This window comes from Rhodococcus sp. DT1 (genome assembly GCF_049844875.1).
Taxonomy (GTDB): domain Bacteria; phylum Actinomycetota; class Actinomycetes; order Mycobacteriales; family Mycobacteriaceae; genus Rhodococcus.
In genome coordinates this window covers 367,702-389,056 of the sequence record NZ_JBNCLW010000004.1, presented here as the reverse complement: position 1 = coordinate 389,056, position 21,355 = coordinate 367,702, and the positions used below count along the sequence as shown (strand labels likewise).

The window sequence follows — 21,355 nt, the reverse complement described above, 5'->3', positions numbered from 1 at the left end:
AACCACCGGCGATGTCATGCGAGGTCGACGGTGAGCGGCGCGCCGGTCGCGGCGGCCACCTGTTCTTCCGTCACACCCGGTGCGCATTCGCGCAGGACCAACCCGGCGTCCGTCACGTCGATGACCGCGAGGTCGGTGATGATCCGCTGGACCACGCCCTCGCCGGTCAGCGGCAACGAGCACCGCTCGACGATCTTCGGCTTGCCCGTCTTGTCGGTGTGCTCCATGAGCACGATGACCTTGCGGGCACCGTGCACGAGATCCATCGCGCCACCCATGCCCTTGACCATCTTGCCCGGCACCATCCAGTTCGCCAGATCGCCCGTGGCCGAGACCTCCATGCCGCCGAGTACCGCGGTGTCGATGTGCCCGCCGCGAATCATCCCGAAGCTCAGCGCAGAGTCGAAGAACGCCGCGCCCGCGTTGACCGTGACGGTCTCCTTGCCGGCATTGATCAGATCCGCGTCGATCGCCTCTTCCTCGGGATACGGGCCGGTACCGAGGATGCCGTTCTCGCTGTGCAGGGTGACCTGCACCCCGTCGGGCAGGTAGTTCGGAATCAGCGTGGGCAGCCCGATCCCCAGGTTCACGTACTCGCCGGGTTCCAGCTCCTGCGCGGCACGGGCCGCCATCTGCGTGCGCGTCCAGCCCACTGCCCGTTCGACCTCGACGCTCATGATGCCGCTCCTGCCTTGACGGTCCGCTTCTCGATCTGCTTGTCCTGCGCCCCGGTGTGCACGATCCGGTCGACGAAGATCCCCGGCAGGTGCACCTCGCCGGGATCGATCTCGCCCGGCTCGACAAGTTCCTCGACCTGCGCGATGCACACCCGCCCGGCCATGGCGGCCAACGGGTTGAAGTTCATCGCCGCCTTGTTGAACACCAGGTTCCCTTCGGTGTCCCCCTTGAGGGCGTGCACCAGGGCGAAGTCCGCGGTGATCGACTCCTCGAGCACGTACTTCTTGCCCCGGAACTCACGGACCTCTTTCGCCGGTGACGCCACCGCGACGCCTCCTTCGGCGTCGTACCGCCACGGCAGCCCGCCGAGCGCGATCGGGGTTCCGACGCCGGCCGGGGTGAAGAACGCGGGAATGCCCGCGCCACCGGCACGCAACTTCTCCGCGAGCGTGCCCTGTGGCGTCAATTCCACCTCGAGTTCCCCGGAAAGGTACTGACGGGCGAACTCCTTGTTCTCGCCCACGTACGACGCGGTCACCCGGCGGATTCTCTTGTCGCCGAGAAGTATTCCCAGTCCGTGGCCGTCGACCCCACAGTTGTTGGAGAACACTTCGAGGTCGGTCACGCCCGCCTCGGCGAGCGCCTGGATCAGAATGTCGGGGATGCCGCACAGGCCGAACCCGCCCACCGCAAGGGACGAACCGTCTGTCACGTCCGCGACGGCCTCCACCGCGGACCGGAACACTTTCGTTGCCAACGCACACCTCTCGGGTCAGGGATTCCGCGACCTCGTCGGGCCGCCGACGTCCATTGAATGAACGTCGTCCTTCTCGTCCCATCAATAAAGTTGCTGCAGGTGAGATTCACAAGTGAGCACGCCGAGAATACGAAAATTGCTCGCTATCCGGACACGCGGACAGAATTCGTTCATTCAGTGGACGTAGGATAAGCCCGTGACCGCCCAAGGACAGCTGATCGGCAGAGTGAGCGCGCTGCTGCGGGCCGTGTCGTCGTACGAACCGGACGGGGCCTCGACATCGGACCTGGCCCGGGCGACCGAGCTTGCCCGGCCGACCGTCCACCGGCTCCTCAGCTCGCTCGCCGACGAAGGTCTGGTCGACCGGGACCCGAAGTCGGGCCGATGGTCGCTCGGGCCCGAGCTGTACCTGCTGGGTTCGGTGGCAGCCACCCGATACGACATCACCGACCTGGCCGGAGACGTGCTTCGCGACCTCGCCCGCGAATCCGGGGAAAGCGCGTTCCTGTCCGCCCGTCGCGGAGACGAAACGGTGTGTGTGGCAAGTGAAGAAGGCAGCTTTCCGTTGCGTTCGCACGTGCTGCACATCGGGATCCGGTTTCCGCTCGGGGTCGCGTCCGCCGGGCTCGCGATCCTGTCCCACATGTCCGACCAGGACATCGACGATTACCTCTCCCGCGTCGACCTCACGGCCACGTGGGGGGCACAGCACTCGCGCGACGCCGTCGAAGAGCGGATCGCCGCGACACGCCTGGCCGGCTACTCCGTCAATCCCGCACTGATCGTCGAGGGCAGCTGGGGAATGGGCGCGGCCGTCTTCGACCACAGAGGAGCCCCGACGTGGGCGCTGAGCCTGACCGGCGTGGAAAGTCGCTTCCGTGCCGATCGCACACCCGACGTCGGGGCTCTGTTGCTCGGTGGGGCACACCGCCTCACCCAGCTGTTACGTCACCGCACGCGCTGACGCCTCCGGATCACGACGGCGTGCTCGCGGCGGCACGCTGAAGCAGCCGTTCGGCGTGGCGCAATACCGGAGCGTCGACCATCTTGCCCTCGAAGTCGAACACCCCGCGCTCCGATCCGGCCGCGTCGAGTACCCGTCTCGCCCAGGCCTCTTCGTCCGGCGTGGGTGCGTAGGCGCGGCGGATCACGTCGATCTGGCCCGGGTGGATCGCAACCTTGATGTCGAATCCGACCGCTACGGCGTCGAGTGCCTCGTCGTGCAGACCGTCGGTGTCCTTGATGTTCAGGTACACCGAATCGAGTGCCCAGCGCGCGTAGCCCTTCGCCGCGAGCAACGTGACCGCACGGGCGTGCTGGGCGACCCCGCGGTAGAGCCCGTCCGGCGCGCGGCTGGAGTTGCCACCCAGTCCCGCCACGAGATCCTCGGCGCCCCACATCATTCCGATGGTGTTGTCGGCCTGCGCGATGCTCTCGACCGCGAGCACGCCGAGCGGAGACTCCACGAGCGCGACCACCTCGAGCGGCGCGAGGGATCGCACCTGTTCGCCGCTCTCACACTTCGGCAGCATCACCCGCGTGTACGGCGTGCGGCTCAGTGCCTCGAGGTCGGGTCCGTGGTCTTCGGTGCCGACCGGGTTGATCCGCACCACGGTGCGCTCGGGATCGAGCGGTGTGGCGACGAGTGCGTCGCGCGCGGCCTGCTTGTCGGCCGGCGCCACGGCATCCTCGAGGTCGATGATGACCACGTCGGCACGGGCGGCAGCCTTGGCGTAGCGGTCGGGTCGGTCGGCCGGGCAGAACAGCCACGCCGGGCCGGGAAGTGTCCATGTCATGTCGTGGGCCTCTTCTGCACGAGGGTCTGGCGGACCGCGATCCCGACAACGTCACCGTGCTGGTTGCGCCCGGTGTGCTCGAGGGTGACGATGCCTTCGCCCGGGCGGCTCTTGGATTCACGCTTGTCGAGGATCTTGGTCTCCACGTACAGCGTGTCGCCGTGGAACAACGGCTTCGGGAAGGAGACCTCGGAGAAACCGAGGTTCGCGACGATCGTTCCCTGCGTCAGCTGCGCGACGGAGAGACCGATCATGGTCGACAGGGTGAACATCGAGTTCACCAGCCGCTCCCCGAACGCGGTGCCCGCCGCATACGCGGCATCGAGATGCAGCGCTTGAGTATTCATGGTCTGCGTGGTGAACAGAACGTTGTCGGCTTCGGTGATGGTGCGGCCGGGCCGGTGCTCGTAGACCGCGCCGAGTTCGAATTCTTCGAACCACAGTCCACGCTGCGTGATGCGTTTCGCGTTCTCCGCGGGCGCCGTGTCGCTCACAGTCCCAGTTCCCGTCCGACGAGCATGAGCTGCACCTCGGTGGTGCCCTCTCCGATCTCGAGGATCTTGCTGTCGCGGTAGTGCCGCGCGACGGCGTATTCGTTCATGAATCCGTAGCCGCCGTGGATCTGGGTGGCGTCGCGGGCGTTGTCCATCGCCGCCTCCGACGCCACGAGCTTCGCGATCGCGGCCTGCTTCTTGAACGGACGGCCCGCGAGCATCGCCGAGGCGGCGTCGTAGTACGCGGTGCGCGCCGTGTGGGCACGCGCCTCCATCCGGGCGATCTTGAACGCGATTGCCTGGTTGCTGCCGATCGGGCTGCCGAATGCCTCGCGTTCCTTGGCGTACTTGACCGACTCGTCGACGCAGCCCTGCGCGGCACCGGTGGACAGTGCAGCGATCGCGATGCGGCCCTCGTCGAGGATCCGCAGGAAGTTGGCGTACCCGCGGCCGCGTTCGCCCAGCAGGTTTTCCTCGGGCACCCGCACATCGCTGAACGTCAGCGGATGGGTGTCGGACGCGTTCCATCCCACCTTGTTGTAGGCGGGTTCGGCGGTGAATCCGGGAGTGGAGGCCGGAACGAGGATCGTGGAGATCTCCTTCTTGCCGTTGTCCCGCACGCCGGTGACCGCGGTGACGGTGACGAGCGAGGTGATGTCGGTGCCGGAGTTCGTGATGAACTGCTTGTTGCCGTTGATGACCCACTCGCCACCGTCGAGCTTCGCGGTGGTCTTCGTCCCGCCCGCGTCGCTACCCGCGCCGGGCTCGGTCAGGCCGAAGGCCGCGAGGTTCCGGCCGCTCGCGAGCTGCGGAAGCCATTCCTGCTTCTGCGCCTCGGTACCGAACCGGTAGATCGGCATGGCGCCGAGCGACACGCCGGCCTCGAGCGTGATCGCGACCGACTGGTCGACTTTGCCGAGTTCCTCGAGCGCGAGGCACAGAGCGAAGTAGTCCCCGCCCATTCCGCCGTACTCCTCGGGGAAAGGCAGACCGAACAGACCCATGTCCGCCATGCCCGCGACCACTTCGTAGGGGAACGAATGCTCGGCGTCGTGCTTGGCCGCGACCGGCGCGACGACGGTGCGCGCGAAGTCGGCGACCGTCTTGCGCAGCTGCTCGTACTCGTCGGGAAGCTGCCCGGTTGCCAGATATTCCGTCATTCCGTTGCCTCTTTCGTATCGGCGTGCGGGGTGACCCGCGCGAGAAGTTGATCGACCTTGACCTGCTCACCCGCAGCGGCGAAGAGCTCTACGGTGCCGGCGACCGGCGCGGTGAGCGAATGCTCCATCTTCATGGCTTCGACGACCACGATCGTCTCTCCGGCAGCGACTTCGGCGCCTGATTCCACCGCGACGGCGATGACCGCGCCGGGCATCGGGCTGGTGATGTCGGCGTTGCCGGCGTGCGCGTCGTCCCCGCGTACCCCTGCCTCCGCGACTTCACGGACCGAGACACTGCCGTGGCCGTCGGCGAGCCAGATCGCGCCGTCGGACTCGGCCACGCGGAAGACGTGGCGGCGTCCGTCGAGCACGACGGCGAGCACAGATCCGTCGAGCGTCACGGACACCGAACTACGTTCGCCGTCTTCGACACTCGCAGCTCCGGCGGTGGGCGTTCCGCTGAACCCCACGTGCACGGTGCGATCGCCCGAGGTGAGACGGAAGGTCGCGGGCAGGTGGGTACCGACGCGCCAGCCGTCCGGCACCGACCACGGGTCGGAGTTCGCGGCCGACCAGTGCTGCAACCAGAGGTGTGCGGCAGCCGCGACGAACGCGGTGTCCGACGTACCCGGGGCGGCGTAGTCCTCGAGACGCCGGTCGAGCAGGCCGGTGTCGAGGGCACCGGCGACGACTTCGTCGTCGGCGAGCAGGAAACGCACGAAGTCGACATTGGTGACCACGCCCAGGACGGCCGTGTCGGCGAGTGCCCGGTCGAGGCGGCGCAGTGCGCCCGCGCGGTCGGCGGCGTGGGCGATGACCTTGGCCAGCATCGGGTCGTAATCGCTGCCCACGATCGTGCCGGCCTGCACGCCGGAATCGACCCGCACTCCCGGTCCGGAAGGCTCGACGACGTCGGCGACATGGCCGCCGGTGGGCAGGAAGCCGCGGGCCGGGTCCTCTGCGTAGATGCGCGCTTCGATGGCGTGACCGTTGAGGGTGATGTCCTCCTGGCCGAACCCCAGCGGTTCACCGGCGGCAATCCGGACCTGCCATTCGACGAGGTCGAGACCCGTCACCATTTCCGTGACGGGGTGCTCGACCTGCAGGCGGGTGTTCATCTCCATGAAGAAGAATTCGTCGGGCCGGTCTGCGGACACGATGAACTCGACGGTGCCCGCACCGGTGTAGTCGACACTGCGGGCGGTGTTGCAGGCCGCTTCACCGATGCGGGCGCGTGTGACCGCGTCGAGCAGCGGCGACGGAGCCTCTTCGACGACCTTCTGGTGGCGGCGCTGCAGACTGCATTCGCGCTCGCCCAGGTGGACGACGTTGCCGTGCGTGTCGGCGAGGATCTGCACCTCGATGTGGCGGGGGCGCTGGACGAACCGCTCCAGGAACAGCGTGTCGTCACCGAACGACGACGCGGCCTCACGACGGGCCGACGCGAGCGCGGCGGGAAGGTCCGCCGGATCGGTGACCAGACGCATGCCCTTTCCGCCGCCACCGGCGGACGGCTTGACCAGCACCGGATAGCCGACCTCGTCGGCTCCGGCGATCAAGTCGGCGTCGGTCAGTCCCGGCCGCGAGATGCCGGGCACGACGGGAACCCCGAATTCCGAGACCGCGCTCTTCGCGGTGATCTTGTCGCCCATCGTCTCGATGGCATGCGCCGACGGGCCGAGGAATGCGATACCCGCTGTGGCGCAGGCGGCGGCGAATGCAGCGTTCTCCGAGAGGAACCCGTATCCCGGATGGATCGCCTGCGCACCCGTCGCGACGGCCGCGTCGATGACCTTGTCGATCGCGAGGTAGCTCTCGCGTGCCGCCGCAGGACCGAGCAGAACGGCGGTGTCGGCCTCGCGCACGTGCCGCGCGTCGCGGTCGGCTTCGCTGAAGACCGCGACCGAGCGCAGTCCCATATCCTTCAGGGTCCGGATGACGCGCACGGCGATCTCACCGCGGTTGGCTACCAGGACCGTATCGATCCGATTCGTATCGCTCATGTCGCTCACATCCGGAAGACGCCGTAGGAGACCGGCTCGAGGGGCGCGTTGGCGCACACCGAAAGTGCCAGTCCGAGAACTTTTCTGGTATCGACAGGGTCGATGATGCCGTCGTCCCAGAGTCGGGCCGTCGAGTAGTAGGGGTTGCCCTGCTCCTCGTACTGCGCGCGGATCGGCGCTTTGAATTCCTCTTCCTGCTCGGCGGTCCACGGGTTGCCCGAGGCGTCGAGCTGGTCGGACCGTACGGTCGCGAGCACCGACGCGGCCTGCTCGCCGCCCATCACGGAGATGCGCGCGTTGGGCCACATCCACAGGAATCGCGGCGAGTACGCACGGCCACACATCGAGTAGTTGCCGGCGCCGTACGAGCCGCCGATGACGACGGTCAGTTTCGGAACCCGGGCGCACGCGACGGCGGTGACCATCTTGGCGCCGTGCTTGGCGATGCCACCGGCCTCGTAGTCGCGGCCGACCATGAAGCCGGAAATGTTCTGGAGGAACAGCAGCGGGATCGAGCGCTTGTCGCACAGTTCGATGAAATGCGCTCCCTTGACGGCGGATTCGCCGAAGAGCACGCCGTTGTTTGCGACGATGCCCACCGGGTGCCCGTGGATGCGCGCGAATCCGGTCACGAGCGTCTTGCCGTACTCCGCCTTGAACTCGTGGAAGCTGCTGGACCCCCGGCCGGCACCGCCGGCACCGCCGGCACCGCCGGAGCCGTCGACGATGCGGGAGATGACCTCGTGCACGTCGTAGGGGATCCGCGAGTCGGTGGGGACCACGTCGTACAGCGTCTCCGGGGACTTCTCGGGTTCGACGGTGGGCTCGACGTCCCACGGCCGCTCCGCCCGGGGACCGAAGGTGGAGGCGATGTCGCGCACGATGCGGAGTGCGTCGCGGTCGTCCTCGGCGAGATGGTCGGTCACACCCGAGACCTTCGAGTGCAGGTCGCCGCCACCGAGTTCCTCTGCGGTGACCACCTCACCTGTCGCAGCCTTCACGAGCGGGGGGCCGCCGAGGAAGATGGTGCCCTGGTTCCGGACGATGACGGCTTCGTCGCTCATCGCGGGCACGTAGGCGCCGCCGGCGGTGCACGACCCGAGCACCGCGGCGATCTGCGGAATGCCCTTGGCGCTCATCGTCGCCTGGTTGTAGAAGATGCGGCCGAAGTGCTCGCGGTCCGGGAAGACCTCGTCCTGCCGGGGAAGGAACGCGCCGCCGGAGTCGACGAGGTAGAGGCAGGGCAGGTTGTTCTGCAACGCCACCTCTTGCGCCCGCAGGTGCTTCTTCACCGTGACGGGGTAGTACGTGCCGCCCTTGACGGTCGCGTCGTTGGCGACGATCACGCATTCGCGACCGGCCACCCGGCCGATTCCGGTGATGATGCCGGCGCCGGGGCACTCGTCGCCGTACATGCCGGTGGCGGCGAGCGGTGAGAGTTCCAGGAACGGGCTGCCGGTGTCGAGGAGACCGTCGACGCGTTCGCGGGGAAGCAGTTTGCCGCGGGAGACATGCCGCTCACGGGATTTTTCGTTGCCGCCGAGCGCTGCCGCGGCAAGCCTGTCGCGGAGCTCTCCGACCAGCTGTTCGTGCTGGTCGCGGCTGGTTGTCGAGATCGCCTGAGCGGTCGTCACGGACACCATCCTCGGTTGATTGAACTAATCGCCATTAACTGAAATCTAGGTTAGTTATGATTAACCGAGTTGTCCAGATCACAGACGAGTGGAGTTTGCCGCCATGCATGAGCCTGCCGAAGAAGCGGCGCCTCCCGCGCCGACCCGGCGGAGCCTCGCCAAAGCCGAGCGCCGCGCGCAGCTGCTCCGTGCCGCCGCGCGCCTGATCGCCGAGCGTGGGTTCGCCGGGGTCCGGCTCGAGGACCTCGGCGCGGCCGTGGGCATCAGCGGCCCCGCCGTCTACCGGCACTTCCCCAACAAGGACGCCCTGCTCGTCGAACTCCTCGTCGACATCAGCCGACGGCTGCTCGCCGGCGGCACCGCGGTCGTCGCCGACACCACCGACCCGCGTGACGCGCTCGAGAGGCTCGTCGACTTCCATCTCGACTTCGCCCTCGGGGACCCCGACCTCATCCGCGTCCAGGACCGTGAACTGCATTCGCTTCCCGACGACGCGCGACGCGAAGTGCGCGTCACCCAGCGCCGCTACGTCGAAATCTGGGTAGGGATTCTCTGCCGCATCACACCGGGTCTGGCCGAATCGGATGCACGCACGATGGCTCACGCGACCTTCGGCCTGATCAACTCCACGCCGCACAGCGCCGACCCGCGCTCACCCGAGGGCACCCGTGCCGTCCTGCGCCTGATGGCCCTCTCGGCGCTCGACGCCGCGCCACTCCTCCGACCGACGACACCCACGAAGGACTCATGAGTTATTTCGAACGACTCGGCCCCGCGTCTTTTCGCGCGACCCGCCATGTGAGCGGCGCGTGGAACGAGGCCGAACAGCACATCGCCCCCGCACTGGGCCTGCTCGCCCACGTCATCGAATCCGACCGCGACGCCCGCCGCGACGACGGACTGGTGATCGCCCGCCTGTCGTACGACATCCTGGGAACCGTGCCCGTCGGCCCGGTCGAGACCGCCGTAGAGGTCCTGCGGCCGGGACGCACGATCGAACTGGTCGAGGCCGCACTGAGCCACGGAGGACGCACCGTCGTGCGGGCGCGCGCGTGGCTCATGCAGCCGCGGCCCACCGCCGAACTCACAGGTTCGACGCTGTCGCGCATCGCACCGCCCGAGGACACCGAACCGTGGGATCCCACCACCGTGTGGCCGGGCGGTTTCATCGAGTCGGTCGAGGTTCGCCGGACGAGCACCGGGCCCGGGCGAGCGTCCTTCTGGGTTCGCACACCGATCACGCTCGTCGACGACGACAAGGTGAGCACCCTCGCCGCCGCCGCGGGACTGTTCGACATCGCGAACGGCATGGCGGTGCGGGCGGATCCGCAGAAGGTCGCGTTCCCCAACCTCGACCTCACCGTCCACCTGTTCGCCGAACCCCGCGGCGAGTGGGTCGGTTTCGACACCTCGGTCTCGTTCGGAGCCGACGGGATCGGCCTGACGAGCACCGTGCTGCACGACACGTCCGGCCCGATCGGCACGATGTCGCAGATCCTCACCGTGCGCCCCGGCACACCGGAAGGCACGTAACGCAGTCGTTACCCGGGGTAATCGAACGGTTGATCCGAGAGCACTACCGTCTGCGCCCGGAGCACGTATACAAGGGTGGATACACCCGAGCAGACACGGGGAGACCGGATGGCAGACGGACGCGAGCGGTTGCTCGACTCGCTCGATGTTGCGCTGGGCGCCGTCGATGCCCGCTACGCGGCGGCGTACCCGGGACTCGGACCTGCTCGGCAACCCGTCCACACCGTGTACGTTCCCGTCGATCGGTACGACGCCGGTACGGTGCGCTCCTGGGGCGCGCAGGCGCGGGACATGTTCTCCCGGTACATCTCCGGAGCAGACGATCTCGCGGAACTGATCGGTGTCGAACCCGCTCTCGCCCGCGCCGTCCTCCCCCTGGTCGAAGCGAAACTCGCCACGGAACCCATCGAAGACCTGAGAATCGACTTCGAGGACGGTTTCCCCCAATCCGGCATCGCACCCGGTGCACGCGACGCCGACGAAGACGCCCATCTCGTGCGCGCCGCCGAAGCGCTGCGGACCACGACGGACCCGACCCCCTTCTCCGGCATCCGCGTGAAATGTCTCGAACCTGCCGTCCGGGCACGCGCGGTACGCACCCTGGACATGTTCATCGGAGAGCTTGCCGACGACGGTTGTCTCCCTGACGGATTCGTCGTCACGTTGCCGAAGGTGACGGCACCGGAACAGGTCGCGGCGATGGTCACCGTGTGTGAATTTCTCGAGACCGCACACCGGCTCACCTCGCCGCTGCGCTTCGAGATCCAGATCGAGACGCCGCAGGCCGTCTGCGGACCCGACGGCACCGCGCAGGTGGCAACGATGATCCACGCCGCACAGGGGCGATGCTCCGGGCTGCACTACGGCACCTACGACTATTCGGCGGCCTGCGGCATCGCCGCCGAATACCAGGCGATGGATCACCCGGTCGCGGACCACGCCAAGGCGACCATGCAGGTCGCCGCGGCCGGCACCGGCGTGCACCTGTCGGACGGCTCGACCAACCGGCTCCCCGTCGGCACCGCCGACGAGGTGCGCGCCGCGTGGGCGCTGCACGCCCGGCTCGTCGATCGGTCGCTGCGCCGAGGCTTCTACCAGGGCTGGGACCTCCATCCCGCACAATTGCCCACCCGCTATGCCGCGACCTTCGCGTTCTACCGCCGCTCGTTCCCGTCCGCAGCGGAACGGATCGCGGCCTACTCGGCCCGCACCGACAGCGGCTTCCTCGACGAACCCGCCACCGCCAGGGCACTCGCGTCGTTCCTCCATCGTGGCCTCGGCTGCGGCGCCCTCACCGACGCCGAAGTGCACGAGCACGCCGGAATCACGCCGGAGCGACTACGAGCACTGGCAGGCTTCGCCCCGCAGGAAGGACGATTCGAATGACCACCGTCATCCGGGCCCGCCGCGCCGTCGTCGGCGATCGTGAGCGTGCGTGCGCCGTCGTCATCCGGAACGGGCGGATCGCCGCCGTCGAGGACTATGCGGCACCCGTGCCCGGGGCACGCGAGGTGATCCTCGCCGACGACGAAGCGCTGCTCCCCGGCCTCGTCGACACCCACGTGCACGTCAACGACCCGGGCCGCACCGAGTGGGAAGGATTCGCGAGCGCAACCCGGGCCGCCGCCGCCGGTGGGGTCACCACATTGATCGACATGCCGCTCAATTCCATTCCGTCGACCGTGGACGTGGCTGCGCTCGCCGTCAAGCAGAAAGTCGCCACCGGCCAGGTGACCGTGGATGTCGGGTTCTGGGGTGGCGCGATCCCCGGCAATCTCGCGGATCTCGAACCCCTCTGGGACGCCGGCGTATACGGCTTCAAATGCTTCCTCGCGTATTCCGGCCTCGACGAATATCCCCCGCTGGACCGGGACCAGATGATCGCAGCGATGCGCGTCATCGCCGGATTCGACGGCCTCCTCATCGTCCACGCAGAGGACGGCCCCACACTCGACGCCCAGCCCGCCCCGTCGGGTCGCCGCTACACCGATTTCCTGCACTCGCGCCCGCCCGTCGCCGAGGCACGGGCGATCGCGCAGGTGATCGACGGTGCCGCCGAAACAGGGTGTCGCGTCCACATTCTGCACCTCTCGGACGCCGGGAGCCTGCCGCTCGTCGCCGCAGCGAAGGACGCGGGAGTTCGCATCACCGTGGAGACGTGCCCGCACTACCTGACGTTGTTCAGTGAGGAAATCCTCGACGGCTCGACACATTTCAAATGCTGCCCGCCGATCCGGGAGGCCACCAACCGCGAAGGCCTGTGGCGAGGCTTGGCGGACGGCACGATCGACTGCGTCGTGTCCGATCATTCGCCGTGCACCCCCGAACTCAAGAAACTGGGGATCGGCGACTTCGGGGAAGCGTGGGGCGGAATCTCCTCGTTGCAACTGGGACTGCCGATCGTGTGGTCGGAAGGACGGCGGCGCGGACACTCCCTCGTGGACGTGACGCGGTGGATGGCCCGCAACACCGCCGCCCTGGCCGGACTACCCGACCGCGGCGACATCGCCGTCGGCAACACGGCCGACCTGTGCGTCCTCGCCCCCGACGACGCGTTCGTGGTCTTCCCCGACAAACTCCACCACCGCAACGCCGTCACCCCCTACGCCGAAATGGCGCTGGCGGGTGTCGTGCGGCAGACATGGCTGGCCGGCGAACCCCTCACGGTCACCGGTGATCGCCGCCACGACCCTGCTCCTCGCGCTCGACTGCTGTCCCGGAAGGACATTCGATGACATCGCCCGATTTCCGGCAACTTCCCGACCTCGCCTCCCGCGAACTGACCGGCTCGGTGATGTACGCCAACGACGAGTTGTTCGCCCAGCGTGAGAATCTCATCGCGCCGGGTCCGGCCCTGCACGATCTGTCCGCCTTCGGGCACAAGGGAAAGGTGTACGACGGCTGGGAAACCCGCAGGCGGCGCGAACCCGGGCACGATGTCGCCATCGTGCGACTCGGTGTCCCTGGCGTGATCCGAGGCGTGGTGATCGACACGGCGTGGTTCACCGGCAACTTCCCGCCGTTCGCGTCGGTCGACGCCGTACGCCTCGAGGGATATCCCGGTGTCGCCGACCTCCTCGACGCCCCCTGGGAACCCGTCGTCGACAAGGTAGCCCTGCTCGGTGACACCGCGAACGCGTTTGCCGTGGACAGCGAGCGACGCTGGACCCACGTGCGTCTCAACATCTTTCCCGACGGTGGCGTCGCCCGCTTCCGCGTCCACGGGGAGGTCCGCCCGGACCCGACGTTCCTCACCGGCACGATCGATCTCGCGGCACTCGAGAACGGCGGCGACATCGCGGACTGCTCGAACCGTTTCTACTCGTCGCCGCGCAACATCATCGCTCCCGGCAGGGCTGCGAACATGGGCGGTGGCTGGGAGAACGCGCGACGGCGCGACGACGGGAACGACTACGTCGTGGTACGCCTGGCCGGCACCGCACTGGTCGACCACGTAGAGATCGACACGTCGTACTACGTCGGCAACGCGCCCGGGTGGGCACGACTGTCGGGCCTCCCGGAGGGCTCGGACCCTGCCGACGCATCGGCGTTCGTCGAACTCCTCCCGAAGACCGCGCTGCTCCCCGATTGCCGGCACCGGTTCCGCGTGGATTCGAACATGCCGCTGTCGTTCGTACGCTTGGACGTATATCCGGACGGCGGGATCTCACGGCTACGCGTGCACGGGAGCCTCGTGGACCAGGGCCTCACCCCGTGACTCCGAGTCACCGTCGCGGCACGCCGAGGTGTCCTAGGCTCAGCTCATGGCAGGTGCGGTGACAGAGGTACGGTCCCCCGAGGACCTGGTGACGGCGCTCGAATCGACCGGTTACCTCGCCGACGACGGCCTCGCGACCACGGCGTTTCTGGCGATGCGGATGGGCCGGCCACTCTTCTGCGAGGGCGAACCCGGCACCGGGAAGACCTCCCTCGCGACGGCGCTGGCCGAGGCGCTCGCCCTGCCCCTCGTCCGGTTGCAGTGCCACGAAGGCATCGACGCGTCGCAGGCGCTCTACGACTGGGACTTTCCCCGGCAGTTGCTGCACCTGCGCACTCTCGAGGCCGCGAGCGGGGGTGCCCTGGACGCCGACATCGCCGAACGGTCCCTCTACACCGAGCGTTACCTGCTGACGCGGCCACTGCTGGCAGCCCTCACCGGCGCACCGTGTGTGCTGCTCGTCGACGAAATCGACCGTGCAGACGACGAATTCGAGGCACTGCTGCTACAGGTGCTCGACGAGAACGCCGTGACGATTCCCGAACTCGGAGAGATTCGCGCGGCGGTGCCGCCGCTGACGGTACTCACCTCCAACCGCACCCGCGAGGTGCACGACGCACTCAAACGCCGGTGCCTGTACCACTGGGTCGAACACCCTGGCCTCGACCGCGAGATCGCCATCCTGCGTCGCCGCCTGCCCGATATCGACGCTTCCCTCGCCGCGCAGGTCGCGCACGCGGTCCACGCGCTGCGCGACTACGACCTGCTCAAGCCGCCCGGGGTGGCGGAATCCCTCGACTGGGCCCGCGCGCTGCGTGAACTCGACCGTGAGGTGCTCGACGCCGCAACGGCAGCAGCGACGCTCGGCGCCGTCCTGAAATACCGGGAAGACGTCGAGCGCGTCACGCGGGCCGGTCTCGACCGGGTTCTCGCCGGATGACGACCGCGGCGCACGGCACGCTGGTGGGCTTCGCCGGGTTCACCCGCGCGCTCGCGGAATCCGGCATGCCCGTGACTCCGGACGCCACCGACACGTATGTCCGGGCGCTCGGTGAACTCGACATCGGCGATCCGGTGCAGGTCTACTGGGCGGGACGGGCGACGTTGTGCCGCGACCCCGACGATCTACCCCGCTACGACGCGGCCTTCCGCAGCTGGTTCGGAGGCGCCGTGCCGAGCGTGTCGCGGACCCGGGGGCAGCGCACCCGCACCGCGCGGATCGCCGCGCTGACCCGGACGCCGGGACCAGTGGACGGCACGGGCGAGGATGCTCCCCAGTTGCAGGTCGCGGCCACCGACACCGAAATGCTGCGGCATCGCGACATCGCGGAACTCACACCCGCCGAACGCGCTCACCTGACGGAGATGCTGACACGATTGCGGCCCCGTCCTCCTGTGCGGGCCGCCGCGCGGAGGCGACCCTCGCGGGCCGGGCAGGTGGACGCGCGACGCACCCTGCGGGCCATGCTCGCCGCGGGTGGCGAGGCGGTACGGCCCGTGCGACACCGCAGGGCGACGCGGCCGCGCCGGGTGGTGCTGCTGATCGACGTGTCGGGCTCCATGGCTCCGTACGCCGACGCGCTGCTGCGGTTCGCGCACGTCGTCACCCGTTACCACCCCGGCGGAACCGAGGTGTTCTCGCTCGGCACACGCATGACCCGGTTGTCCCGGGCGCTGCGCGCCCGCGACCCCGAGCATGCCCTCGCCGCGGCCGCGCGCACCGTGCCCGACTGGGCCGGAGGCACTCGGCTCGGCGACACACTGCGCGCCTTCCTCGACCGCTGGGGACGCCGTGGGCTGGCCCGCGGCGCGGTCGTGGTCATCTTCTCGGACGGCTGGGAGCGCGGGGACGCGGTACTGCTCGGAGAGCAGCTGGCACAACTGCGCAGGCTCGCGCACGCGGTCCTGTGGGTCAATCCGCACGCCGGCCACGCCGGGTACGAACCGATCCAATCGGGTATCTCGGTGGCGTTGCCACACATCGATCGTCTGCTCGCGGGACACAGCCTCGCGACATTGGAAACATTGCTCGAGGAGGTCCATCGTGCGTGAGGTTCTCGACGAACTCGACCGCCGCTACCGGGCGGGCGAGACCGTCGCGGTAGGCACCGTCGTATCGACGTTCCGGTCCGCGCCGCGCCCGCCGGGAGCGTCGATGCTGGTCGCAGGAGACGGCACGGTGGCCGGCAGCGTGTCGGGCGGGTGCGTCGAGGGCGCGGTATACGAGCTGGCCCAGGACGTGATCGGTGACGGAACGCCGGTGCTCGAGCGGTACGGGGTATCCGACGACGACGCGTTCAGCGTGGGGTTGACGTGCGGTGGAATCATCGATGTCTTCGTCGAACGGATCGACAGCGCCGGATTTCCCTCCTTCGCCGACGTCGTCGAGTCGGTACGCAGCGGCGAACCGGTGGCGATCGCGACGGTCACCGAACATCCCGATCCGGCGGTGCTCGGGCGACGCCTGGTGGTGTGGCCGGACCGAGACGCCGGGACGCTGCCGTCCTCCCGGATGCACGATGCCGTCACCGACGACGCACGTGGCCTGCTCGACGTCGGACGATCCGGGACACTGCACTACGGCACCGACGGTGAGCGTCGCGGCGAGGGAATGTCGGTGTTCGTCAACGTCTTCCAGCCGCCACCCCGGTTGATCGTGTTCGGCGCAATCGATTTCGCCGCAGCGATGGCAGATCTGGGAACTTTCCTCGGGTACCGGGTCACGGTGTGCGACGCGCGCGGCGTCTTCGCAACCGAAGCGCGTTTCCCCGGTGCGGACGAAGTGATCGTGGACTGGCCGCACCGTTATCTCGCCGCCGAGGCCGACGCCGGGCGGATCGACAAGCGCACCGTGATCACAGTTCTCACCCACGACCCCAAGTTCGATGTGCCTCTCCTGGAGGTCGCGCTCCGGCTCGACGTGGCGTACGTCGGCGCGATGGGGTCGCGCCGGACGCACGACGACCGGATGACCCGGTTGCGTGAAGCGGGGATGACGGACGACGACCTCGCGCGCCTGTCCTCACCGATCGGGCTGGATCTCGGTGCCCGGACGCCGCAGGAAACGGCGGTGTCGATCGCTGCCGAGATCATTGCACTGCGGTGGGGTGGCGGCGGGCAGCGACTCGGGGAGACCGACGGACCGATCCACACCCACGAGGAACCGGCCCGACCCGTAGGCGGCGCCGCTCAGGGGCTCTGAACTTCCCCGGTGGTGTGCACGGGCAAGGGATGCTCCGCGGACTTGCCGCTGCCTGCGAGGAGTGATCGGAAATCGTGTCCTATTGTTCGCTCACGAGAGCCGTCGAAGATATTTCCGGGGTACGGATATAGCGGATTGCCGCTGCGAAAGTGGCCAGTGCCAGCAACGTCAGGATGAGATAGAACGCCGTGAGGCCGATCATGTCCACCATCGACAGCACAAGCCCCACCGCGATACCGAGAACGCTCGACGCAAGACCGAACACGCCACCTATCGATCCGTACACCTGAGTGGGCGAGTACACGACGACGGCAAGGACGTAGTGCGAGAGTCCGACTCCGGTCGCGATTCCGAAAATCGCCACCCCGATCACGAATGCATACAGGTTGTCGATGTTCAGGATCGCTATTCCGGCAAGACCCAGCGTGCCGTACACCAGCACAATTCTGGCTTCCGGAAAGTTCGCCATTCGGCTGACGTATTGATTTCCCACATAGACCGTGACGTTGGAGACAGCCAAGATCAGCAGGGGTGCGGCAGCATACGACTCGAACCGGAGCACGATGATCGCGCCGATGAGCGTCGTGGGCAGCGCCGAAGCCAGGCACCTGAGAAGCAGCAACCGCCGCAGCACCGTCGAGCCTCGGATAGCCGTCACGCCCGCCGCCAGAGCCGCCATGGCGGTCCCGTCGGCGCGCGACACGATACGTGGCCGTCCCCGGTCGATCCACAGGAGAGCCGCAACAGGGGCAACCGACGTGACGGCGTAGAAGACGAGGAACAGGGTCACACCGTTCACCGAAATAATGCCGAACGCCGCTAAAGGGCCGATCACGCCCGTCATGTAGAAGAGCGTGTTCAGGGTGCCTCGGGCACGACGGCGGAAGTCCGGGAAGAGTTCGTTCAGGCCCACTTTCCATGCCGAGAGATAGCTGATGCTCGCGGTTGCGTTCACGACCAGGAGGATTCCCAGCAGAGCGAGCGGAAGCCGGCCGACGGCCAGCGAGGCGACAACAGCGAGAATCGACGCGGACTGGGCTGCCAGGCCGATAAAGAAGAACATGCGCCAACCGCGCATGTCGATCGCCGCGCCGACGAAGGGCGCCAGGAGACCCGACACCGCGGTTGCCACCACCGAGAGCGCAACTGCGGCCGGGCCGTAGACCTGGACCAGCAGGAGCGGAGCAACTCCGACGAAAGCGGTCTCACCGACATTGTTGATCACGTTTCCTGCCGCAAATCGGCGGAATCGGGCGTCGGAGAGTGGGGGGACTTCGGCTGCGGTGGGTCGAGTCTCGTTATCGGACTGCATTGCGCCCTTCAGGTATTCGGTACGAGGAACCAACCACCGCGGCCGTCGGCGCTGTCGGCCAGATCATAGACTTCGCACCGCGTTTCCGCCCACGGCCATGTGGCGCATCACCACCACCGGCATAATGTGCGCCTAAAACCCACCGTGCCCGCGCATCACGAATCGGTCTACTTCGTCTCGTCGTCATCGGCACCTCGGTAGGATCCACACGATGCCGCCCCACGACCGAAATCGAGGGCCCCGGATGAATATTCGGCCGCGTGTTCGCCATCTTGCCGTGATCGTCACCGTGGGATTCGTCGGATTGGCCGTCGCTCCCGCGCCCGCGGTGGGCGACGGCATCTCCGGTGCGGCCGAAGGGCCGGCGCGCCCGGTCGGGGCCGGCACCGCCCGCACCTACATCACCCTCGACGCGGAGGGCACCCCTGCCACCGTCGGTGTGCGACTCGACGCGGCCGCACTCGACGGCCTGCCCGATGGCGTGCTGCCCGTCACCGAGGCGTACGTGCTCGACCTGCCCGCGGAGGCGAACTCGACGCCGTTCGACCATGTCACGGTCGACTGGAATTCTCGCGGCCACAACCCCGAACACGGTTTCGACGTACCGCATTTCGACGTGCATTTCTATCTGCTGGACAGGGCCACCGTGGAGTCGATCCACCCGCTCGCCCCCGGTTATTTCCAGGCCGCCCCCCGTCTCCCGGACCCCCGGTATCTGCCCCAGGGGTACGCACCGGACGGGAATCCGCTGACAGCGACTGTCCCCGGCATGGGACTGCACTGGCTGGACACCACCGAGACGGAGCACCACTTCACCGAGTCGGTGCTCTACGGGTCGTGGGACGGCAAGCAGGCGTTCATCGAACCCATGATGACCTGGGAGTGGCTCGCGTCCCGGCCCACGATCGAGGAACCACTACCTCTGCCCGCCGCGTACCAGCGCGCGGGCCTCTACCCGACCAGCTATGCCGTGCGGTGGGACGAAGCGACGCAGACGTACACGGTCGAACTGGGCGGGCTCACGATGCGCGAGGCGTCGTGAGGCCCCTCACCCGGTCGCACGAGTACTTGTGATGTTCGAGCCTGGTGCCGGTCAGAAGTACTGAGCACCGCCGTCCACGCCGAGACGCTGTCCGGTGACGAACGTCGATTCGGCGGAGGCAAGGAACGCCACCATATCCGCGATCTCATCGGGTTCGGCCATGTATTTCTCGAGGAACGGGGTGGTCATCGACGCGAGCTTGGGGTTGGTCGCCGCGGTTTCGGCGATCCGTTCGCGCATGCTGCCGGAGCCCATCGGCGTGTTCACCGCACCCGGATGAACACTGTTGACACGGATGTTGTGCCGGCCCAGCTCGGCTGCGAAGGCGCGGGCCATCCCGGTCACCGCGTGCTTGCTGGTCGTGTAATGCACCATGAACGGCTGCATCTTCACACCGGCCAGTGAACTGATGAGGATGATCGAGCCACCGCCACGCTCGATGAGGTGAGGTGCGGTCGCCGTGACGGTGTTCCACGTACCGGTGACGTTGATGTCGAGGGTGTCGCGGAAACTGTTGGGGCTGATCTCGTCCCACGTCTCCGGGATGCAGATTCCGGCATTGGCGACGACGACATCGAGGCCACCGAATCGTGCCACGCCCTCCTGCGCGATCTCCTTCAGCACCTCGAGATCACGAGTGTCGCCCTGCACCAAGTGCGCCTTCCCGCCTTCGGCCTCGACGAGTCGGCGCGTTTCGTCGAGATCGTCGAGCGTTGCGGACTCGTAGGGCACCCCGGGCAGCGGGCCCGCAATATCGACGCCGACGATTCGCGCGCCCTCACGCGCAAGCCGGACGGCATGTGCCCGCCCTTGACCTCGGGCCACACCGGTGATGAAAGCGATCTTGCCGTCGAATCGGCTCACGGACTGTTCTCCTCAGGTCGAATGTCGCGGGTCGTGTGACCCACGATCGGTTGGTTGCACGAGCACCTTGATATCCGCCCCGGTGCCGCCGGAGAGTTCGCGCAGCTTCGCATCGGCACCGTCGAGACCGACAACGGACGTCACGAGCGCGTCGACCCTGATGCGCCCGGCAGCAAGATGCGCCAGCGCCTCGCCGAAGTCGCGCTCGCTGTACGCGGTCGAACCGACGATCGCGGTCTCGAAGATCGCCACCCGCATCAGCAGGAGTTCGGACGGCGCCCCGGAAATCCCCACGATCACCAGACGGCCCTGGTATCCGAGGATGTCGACGGCATCCTGTGCGCAACTCGGATTTCCGCTGCACTCCAGTACCGCTCGGGGGCCGTCGGCGAACAACGCGGCGGAGTCCTCGAGCACCCGGTCGGGCGTCGTCGTCCGCACGCCCGATCCGCCCGCGAGCGCACGGCGCGCATCGTGGGGCTCGACCACCAGCACGTCGGTGATGCCCCTGGCACGGAGAACCTCGACGGCGAGCAGGCCGATGGGACCGGCGCCGAACACCACGACCCCGTCGCCCGGTGCGACCTCGGCCCGCCCGACCGCGCGGACCGCCACCGCAAGCGGCTCGGTGAGTGCCGCGTCGCGCAAGGACACGGTGTCGGGGATCCGGTGCAGCATTCGGGACGGGACCGTGACCGATTCGGCGAGGCCGCCCGGCCGGCCCAGGCCCGGCCCTCGAACCACGCCGGTGAGACACACCCCGTCGTCGCTCCGGCACGCTGTGCAGTCGCCGCACTCGTCGATCGGCCGGACCGTCACCCGGTCACCGACCGCCCATCCGCGCACGTCGGCGGCGATTTCGCTCACCACCCCGGCGAACTCGTGCCCCAGCACGTGCCCGGTGAGCGGGTCCGGTGGGTCGAAGAACAGATGCAGATCCGACCCGCACACTCCGCAGTACGCCACGTCGATGCGGACCTCGCCCGGCGCAAGGGGCGAGTGGTCGACCTCGGTCACCGACAGCGCCCGTTCGGGGCCGATTACCGCTGCGATTCCCATCTGCGAGTTCCTCGTCTTCCTGGTCCACCCGAACCGTGGCGACCGATTTCGTCGATTCGGGCCATCGTGCCCCTCCGGTGACGCAAAGTGGCAGTGATCTGTA

The 21,355-nt window shown here is 67.9% G+C and carries 20 protein-coding genes; 10 read left to right on the top strand and 10 right to left on the bottom strand.

Going from position 1 to position 21,355, the window contains the following annotated elements; translation table 11 throughout:
* Window positions 1–14: 14 nt before the first annotated feature.
* Together ACLQ3J_RS12460 and ACLQ3J_RS12455 are read right to left on the bottom strand one after the other, a co-directional pair.
* Window positions 15–677, bottom strand: coding sequence for a CoA transferase subunit B (locus tag ACLQ3J_RS12460; protein WP_425903410.1), 663 nt, complete (start codon window positions 675–677; stop codon window positions 15–17).
* On the bottom strand, window positions 674–1,435 hold the full coding sequence (locus tag ACLQ3J_RS12455; RefSeq protein WP_422424470.1) for a CoA transferase subunit A: 762 nt from the start codon (window positions 1,433–1,435) through the stop codon (window positions 674–676). Before ACLQ3J_RS12455 ends, ACLQ3J_RS12460 begins: the two co-directional genes overlap by 4 nt.
* Before the next feature lie 214 nt (window positions 1,436–1,649).
* Between ACLQ3J_RS12455 and ACLQ3J_RS12450 the strand changes: the two genes are divergently transcribed.
* Complete coding sequence (locus ACLQ3J_RS12450) at window positions 1,650–2,399, top strand: IclR family transcriptional regulator (protein WP_425903538.1); 750 nt, start codon at window positions 1,650–1,652, stop codon at window positions 2,397–2,399.
* A gap of 10 nt (window positions 2,400–2,409) precedes the next feature.
* Here ACLQ3J_RS12450 and ACLQ3J_RS12445 read toward each other — a convergent pair whose 3' ends face one another.
* Genes ACLQ3J_RS12445 through ACLQ3J_RS12425 form a run of 5 tightly spaced genes read right to left on the bottom strand, consistent with a single transcriptional unit; the run spans window position 2,410 to window position 8,531 of the window.
* Complete coding sequence (locus tag ACLQ3J_RS12445; protein ID WP_425903409.1) at window positions 2,410–3,231, bottom strand: HpcH/HpaI aldolase/citrate lyase family protein; 822 nt, start codon at window positions 3,229–3,231, stop codon at window positions 2,410–2,412.
* On the bottom strand, window positions 3,228–3,725 hold the full coding sequence (locus tag ACLQ3J_RS12440; RefSeq protein ID WP_169621033.1) for a MaoC family dehydratase: 498 nt from the start codon (window positions 3,723–3,725) through the stop codon (window positions 3,228–3,230). Before ACLQ3J_RS12440 ends, ACLQ3J_RS12445 begins: the two co-directional genes overlap by 4 nt.
* Window positions 3,722–4,885: an acyl-CoA dehydrogenase family protein gene (locus ACLQ3J_RS12435; RefSeq protein ID WP_169621032.1), complete on the bottom strand. Its 1,164-nt coding sequence runs from the start codon at window positions 4,883–4,885 to the stop codon at window positions 3,722–3,724. Before ACLQ3J_RS12435 ends, ACLQ3J_RS12440 begins: the two co-directional genes overlap by 4 nt.
* Complete coding sequence (locus ACLQ3J_RS12430) at window positions 4,882–6,888, bottom strand: acetyl-CoA carboxylase biotin carboxylase subunit (RefSeq protein WP_425903408.1); 2,007 nt, start codon at window positions 6,886–6,888, stop codon at window positions 4,882–4,884. Before ACLQ3J_RS12430 ends, ACLQ3J_RS12435 begins: the two co-directional genes overlap by 4 nt.
* Window positions 6,889–6,893: 5 nt before the next feature.
* Complete coding sequence (locus ACLQ3J_RS12425) at window positions 6,894–8,531, bottom strand: carboxyl transferase domain-containing protein (protein WP_422424466.1); 1,638 nt, start codon at window positions 8,529–8,531, stop codon at window positions 6,894–6,896.
* 94 nt (window positions 8,532–8,625) lie between these two features.
* Between ACLQ3J_RS12425 and ACLQ3J_RS12420 the strand changes: the two genes are divergently transcribed.
* The 8 genes from ACLQ3J_RS12420 to ACLQ3J_RS12385 all read left to right on the top strand — a co-directional run bounded on the left by ACLQ3J_RS12420 (window position 8,626) and on the right by ACLQ3J_RS12385 (window position 16,975).
* The gene (locus ACLQ3J_RS12420; RefSeq protein ID WP_425903406.1) at window positions 8,626–9,273 is read left to right on the top strand and encodes a TetR/AcrR family transcriptional regulator; all 648 of its coding nucleotides are present in this window, start codon (window positions 8,626–8,628) and stop codon (window positions 9,271–9,273) included.
* Window positions 9,270–10,055, top strand: a complete 786-nt coding sequence (locus ACLQ3J_RS12415) for a thioesterase family protein (protein ID WP_425903404.1) — start codon at window positions 9,270–9,272, stop codon at window positions 10,053–10,055. Before ACLQ3J_RS12420 ends, ACLQ3J_RS12415 begins: the two co-directional genes overlap by 4 nt.
* Window positions 10,056–10,163: 108 nt before the next feature.
* Window positions 10,164–11,441 (top strand): DUF6986 family protein, encoded by a 1,278-nt coding sequence (locus ACLQ3J_RS12410; protein WP_425903402.1) that lies wholly within the window; start codon window positions 10,164–10,166, stop codon window positions 11,439–11,441.
* Window positions 11,438–12,790, top strand: a complete 1,353-nt coding sequence (gene allB / locus ACLQ3J_RS12405; protein WP_425903401.1) for an allantoinase AllB — start codon at window positions 11,438–11,440, stop codon at window positions 12,788–12,790. The genes ACLQ3J_RS12410 and allB overlap by 4 nt, the downstream gene beginning before the upstream one ends.
* Window positions 12,787–13,773, top strand: coding sequence for an allantoicase (gene alc / locus ACLQ3J_RS12400; RefSeq protein ID WP_425903399.1), 987 nt, complete (start codon window positions 12,787–12,789; stop codon window positions 13,771–13,773). The genes allB and alc overlap by 4 nt, the downstream gene beginning before the upstream one ends.
* A gap of 46 nt (window positions 13,774–13,819) precedes the next feature.
* The gene (locus tag ACLQ3J_RS12395) at window positions 13,820–14,713 is read left to right on the top strand and encodes an AAA family ATPase (protein ID WP_425903398.1); all 894 of its coding nucleotides are present in this window, start codon (window positions 13,820–13,822) and stop codon (window positions 14,711–14,713) included.
* Complete coding sequence (locus ACLQ3J_RS12390) at window positions 14,710–15,825, top strand: vWA domain-containing protein (protein WP_425903397.1); 1,116 nt, start codon at window positions 14,710–14,712, stop codon at window positions 15,823–15,825. The genes ACLQ3J_RS12395 and ACLQ3J_RS12390 overlap by 4 nt, the downstream gene beginning before the upstream one ends.
* The gene (locus tag ACLQ3J_RS12385) at window positions 15,818–16,975 is read left to right on the top strand and encodes an XdhC family protein (RefSeq protein ID WP_425903395.1); all 1,158 of its coding nucleotides are present in this window, start codon (window positions 15,818–15,820) and stop codon (window positions 16,973–16,975) included. The genes ACLQ3J_RS12390 and ACLQ3J_RS12385 overlap by 8 nt, the downstream gene beginning before the upstream one ends.
* 79 nt (window positions 16,976–17,054) lie before the next feature.
* Here the strand turns inward: ACLQ3J_RS12385 and ACLQ3J_RS12380 are convergent, their stop codons facing one another.
* A complete protein-coding gene (locus ACLQ3J_RS12380) occupies window positions 17,055–18,200 on the bottom strand; it encodes an MFS transporter (protein WP_425903394.1) in 1,146 nt (381 codons plus the stop codon).
* Between the two features lie 331 nt (window positions 18,201–18,531).
* On the opposite strand from ACLQ3J_RS12380, the gene ACLQ3J_RS12375 reads away from it, so the two are divergent.
* Window positions 18,532–19,329, top strand: coding sequence for a DUF5602 domain-containing protein (locus ACLQ3J_RS12375; protein ID WP_425903392.1), 798 nt, complete (start codon window positions 18,532–18,534; stop codon window positions 19,327–19,329).
* Between the two features lie 51 nt (window positions 19,330–19,380).
* On the opposite strand, the gene ACLQ3J_RS12370 is transcribed toward ACLQ3J_RS12375, so the two are convergent.
* Together ACLQ3J_RS12370 and ACLQ3J_RS12365 are read right to left on the bottom strand one after the other, a co-directional pair.
* A complete protein-coding gene (locus ACLQ3J_RS12370) occupies window positions 19,381–20,193 on the bottom strand; it encodes a mycofactocin-coupled SDR family oxidoreductase (RefSeq protein ID WP_425903390.1) in 813 nt (270 codons plus the stop codon).
* A 12-nt stretch (window positions 20,194–20,205) separates the two neighbouring features.
* On the bottom strand, window positions 20,206–21,252 hold the full coding sequence (locus tag ACLQ3J_RS12365; RefSeq protein WP_425903388.1) for an alcohol dehydrogenase catalytic domain-containing protein: 1,047 nt from the start codon (window positions 21,250–21,252) through the stop codon (window positions 20,206–20,208).
* Window positions 21,253–21,355 lie beyond the last annotated feature (103 nt).

Excerpts from the sequence above, each read along its gene's own strand:
- ACLQ3J_RS12460 (WP_425903410.1), bottom strand. The coding sequence starts at position 677 with ATGAGCGTCGAGGTCGAACGGGCAGTGGGCTGGACGCGCACGCAGATG.
- ACLQ3J_RS12445 (WP_425903409.1), bottom strand. The coding sequence starts at position 3,231 with ATGACATGGACACTTCCCGGCCCGGCGTGGCTGTTCTGCCCGGCCGAC.
- ACLQ3J_RS12435 (WP_169621032.1), bottom strand. The coding sequence starts at position 4,885 with ATGACGGAATATCTGGCAACCGGGCAGCTTCCCGACGAGTACGAGCAG.
- ACLQ3J_RS12430 (WP_425903408.1), bottom strand. The coding sequence starts at position 6,888 with ATGAGCGATACGAATCGGATCGATACGGTCCTGGTAGCCAACCGCGGT.
- ACLQ3J_RS12425 (WP_422424466.1), bottom strand. The coding sequence starts at position 8,531 with ATGGTGTCCGTGACGACCGCTCAGGCGATCTCGACAACCAGCCGCGAC.
- ACLQ3J_RS12420 (WP_425903406.1), top strand. The coding sequence starts at position 8,626 with ATGCATGAGCCTGCCGAAGAAGCGGCGCCTCCCGCGCCGACCCGGCGG.
- ACLQ3J_RS12415 (WP_425903404.1), top strand. The coding sequence starts at position 9,270 with ATGAGTTATTTCGAACGACTCGGCCCCGCGTCTTTTCGCGCGACCCGC.
- ACLQ3J_RS12410 (WP_425903402.1), top strand. The coding sequence starts at position 10,164 with ATGGCAGACGGACGCGAGCGGTTGCTCGACTCGCTCGATGTTGCGCTG.
- allB (WP_425903401.1), top strand. The coding sequence starts at position 11,438 with ATGACCACCGTCATCCGGGCCCGCCGCGCCGTCGTCGGCGATCGTGAG.
- alc (WP_425903399.1), top strand. The coding sequence starts at position 12,787 with ATGACATCGCCCGATTTCCGGCAACTTCCCGACCTCGCCTCCCGCGAA.
- ACLQ3J_RS12395 (WP_425903398.1), top strand. The coding sequence starts at position 13,820 with ATGGCAGGTGCGGTGACAGAGGTACGGTCCCCCGAGGACCTGGTGACG.
- ACLQ3J_RS12390 (WP_425903397.1), top strand. The coding sequence starts at position 14,710 with ATGACGACCGCGGCGCACGGCACGCTGGTGGGCTTCGCCGGGTTCACC.
- ACLQ3J_RS12375 (WP_425903392.1), top strand. The coding sequence starts at position 18,532 with ATGAATATTCGGCCGCGTGTTCGCCATCTTGCCGTGATCGTCACCGTG.
- ACLQ3J_RS12365 (WP_425903388.1), bottom strand. The coding sequence starts at position 21,252 with ATGGGAATCGCAGCGGTAATCGGCCCCGAACGGGCGCTGTCGGTGACC.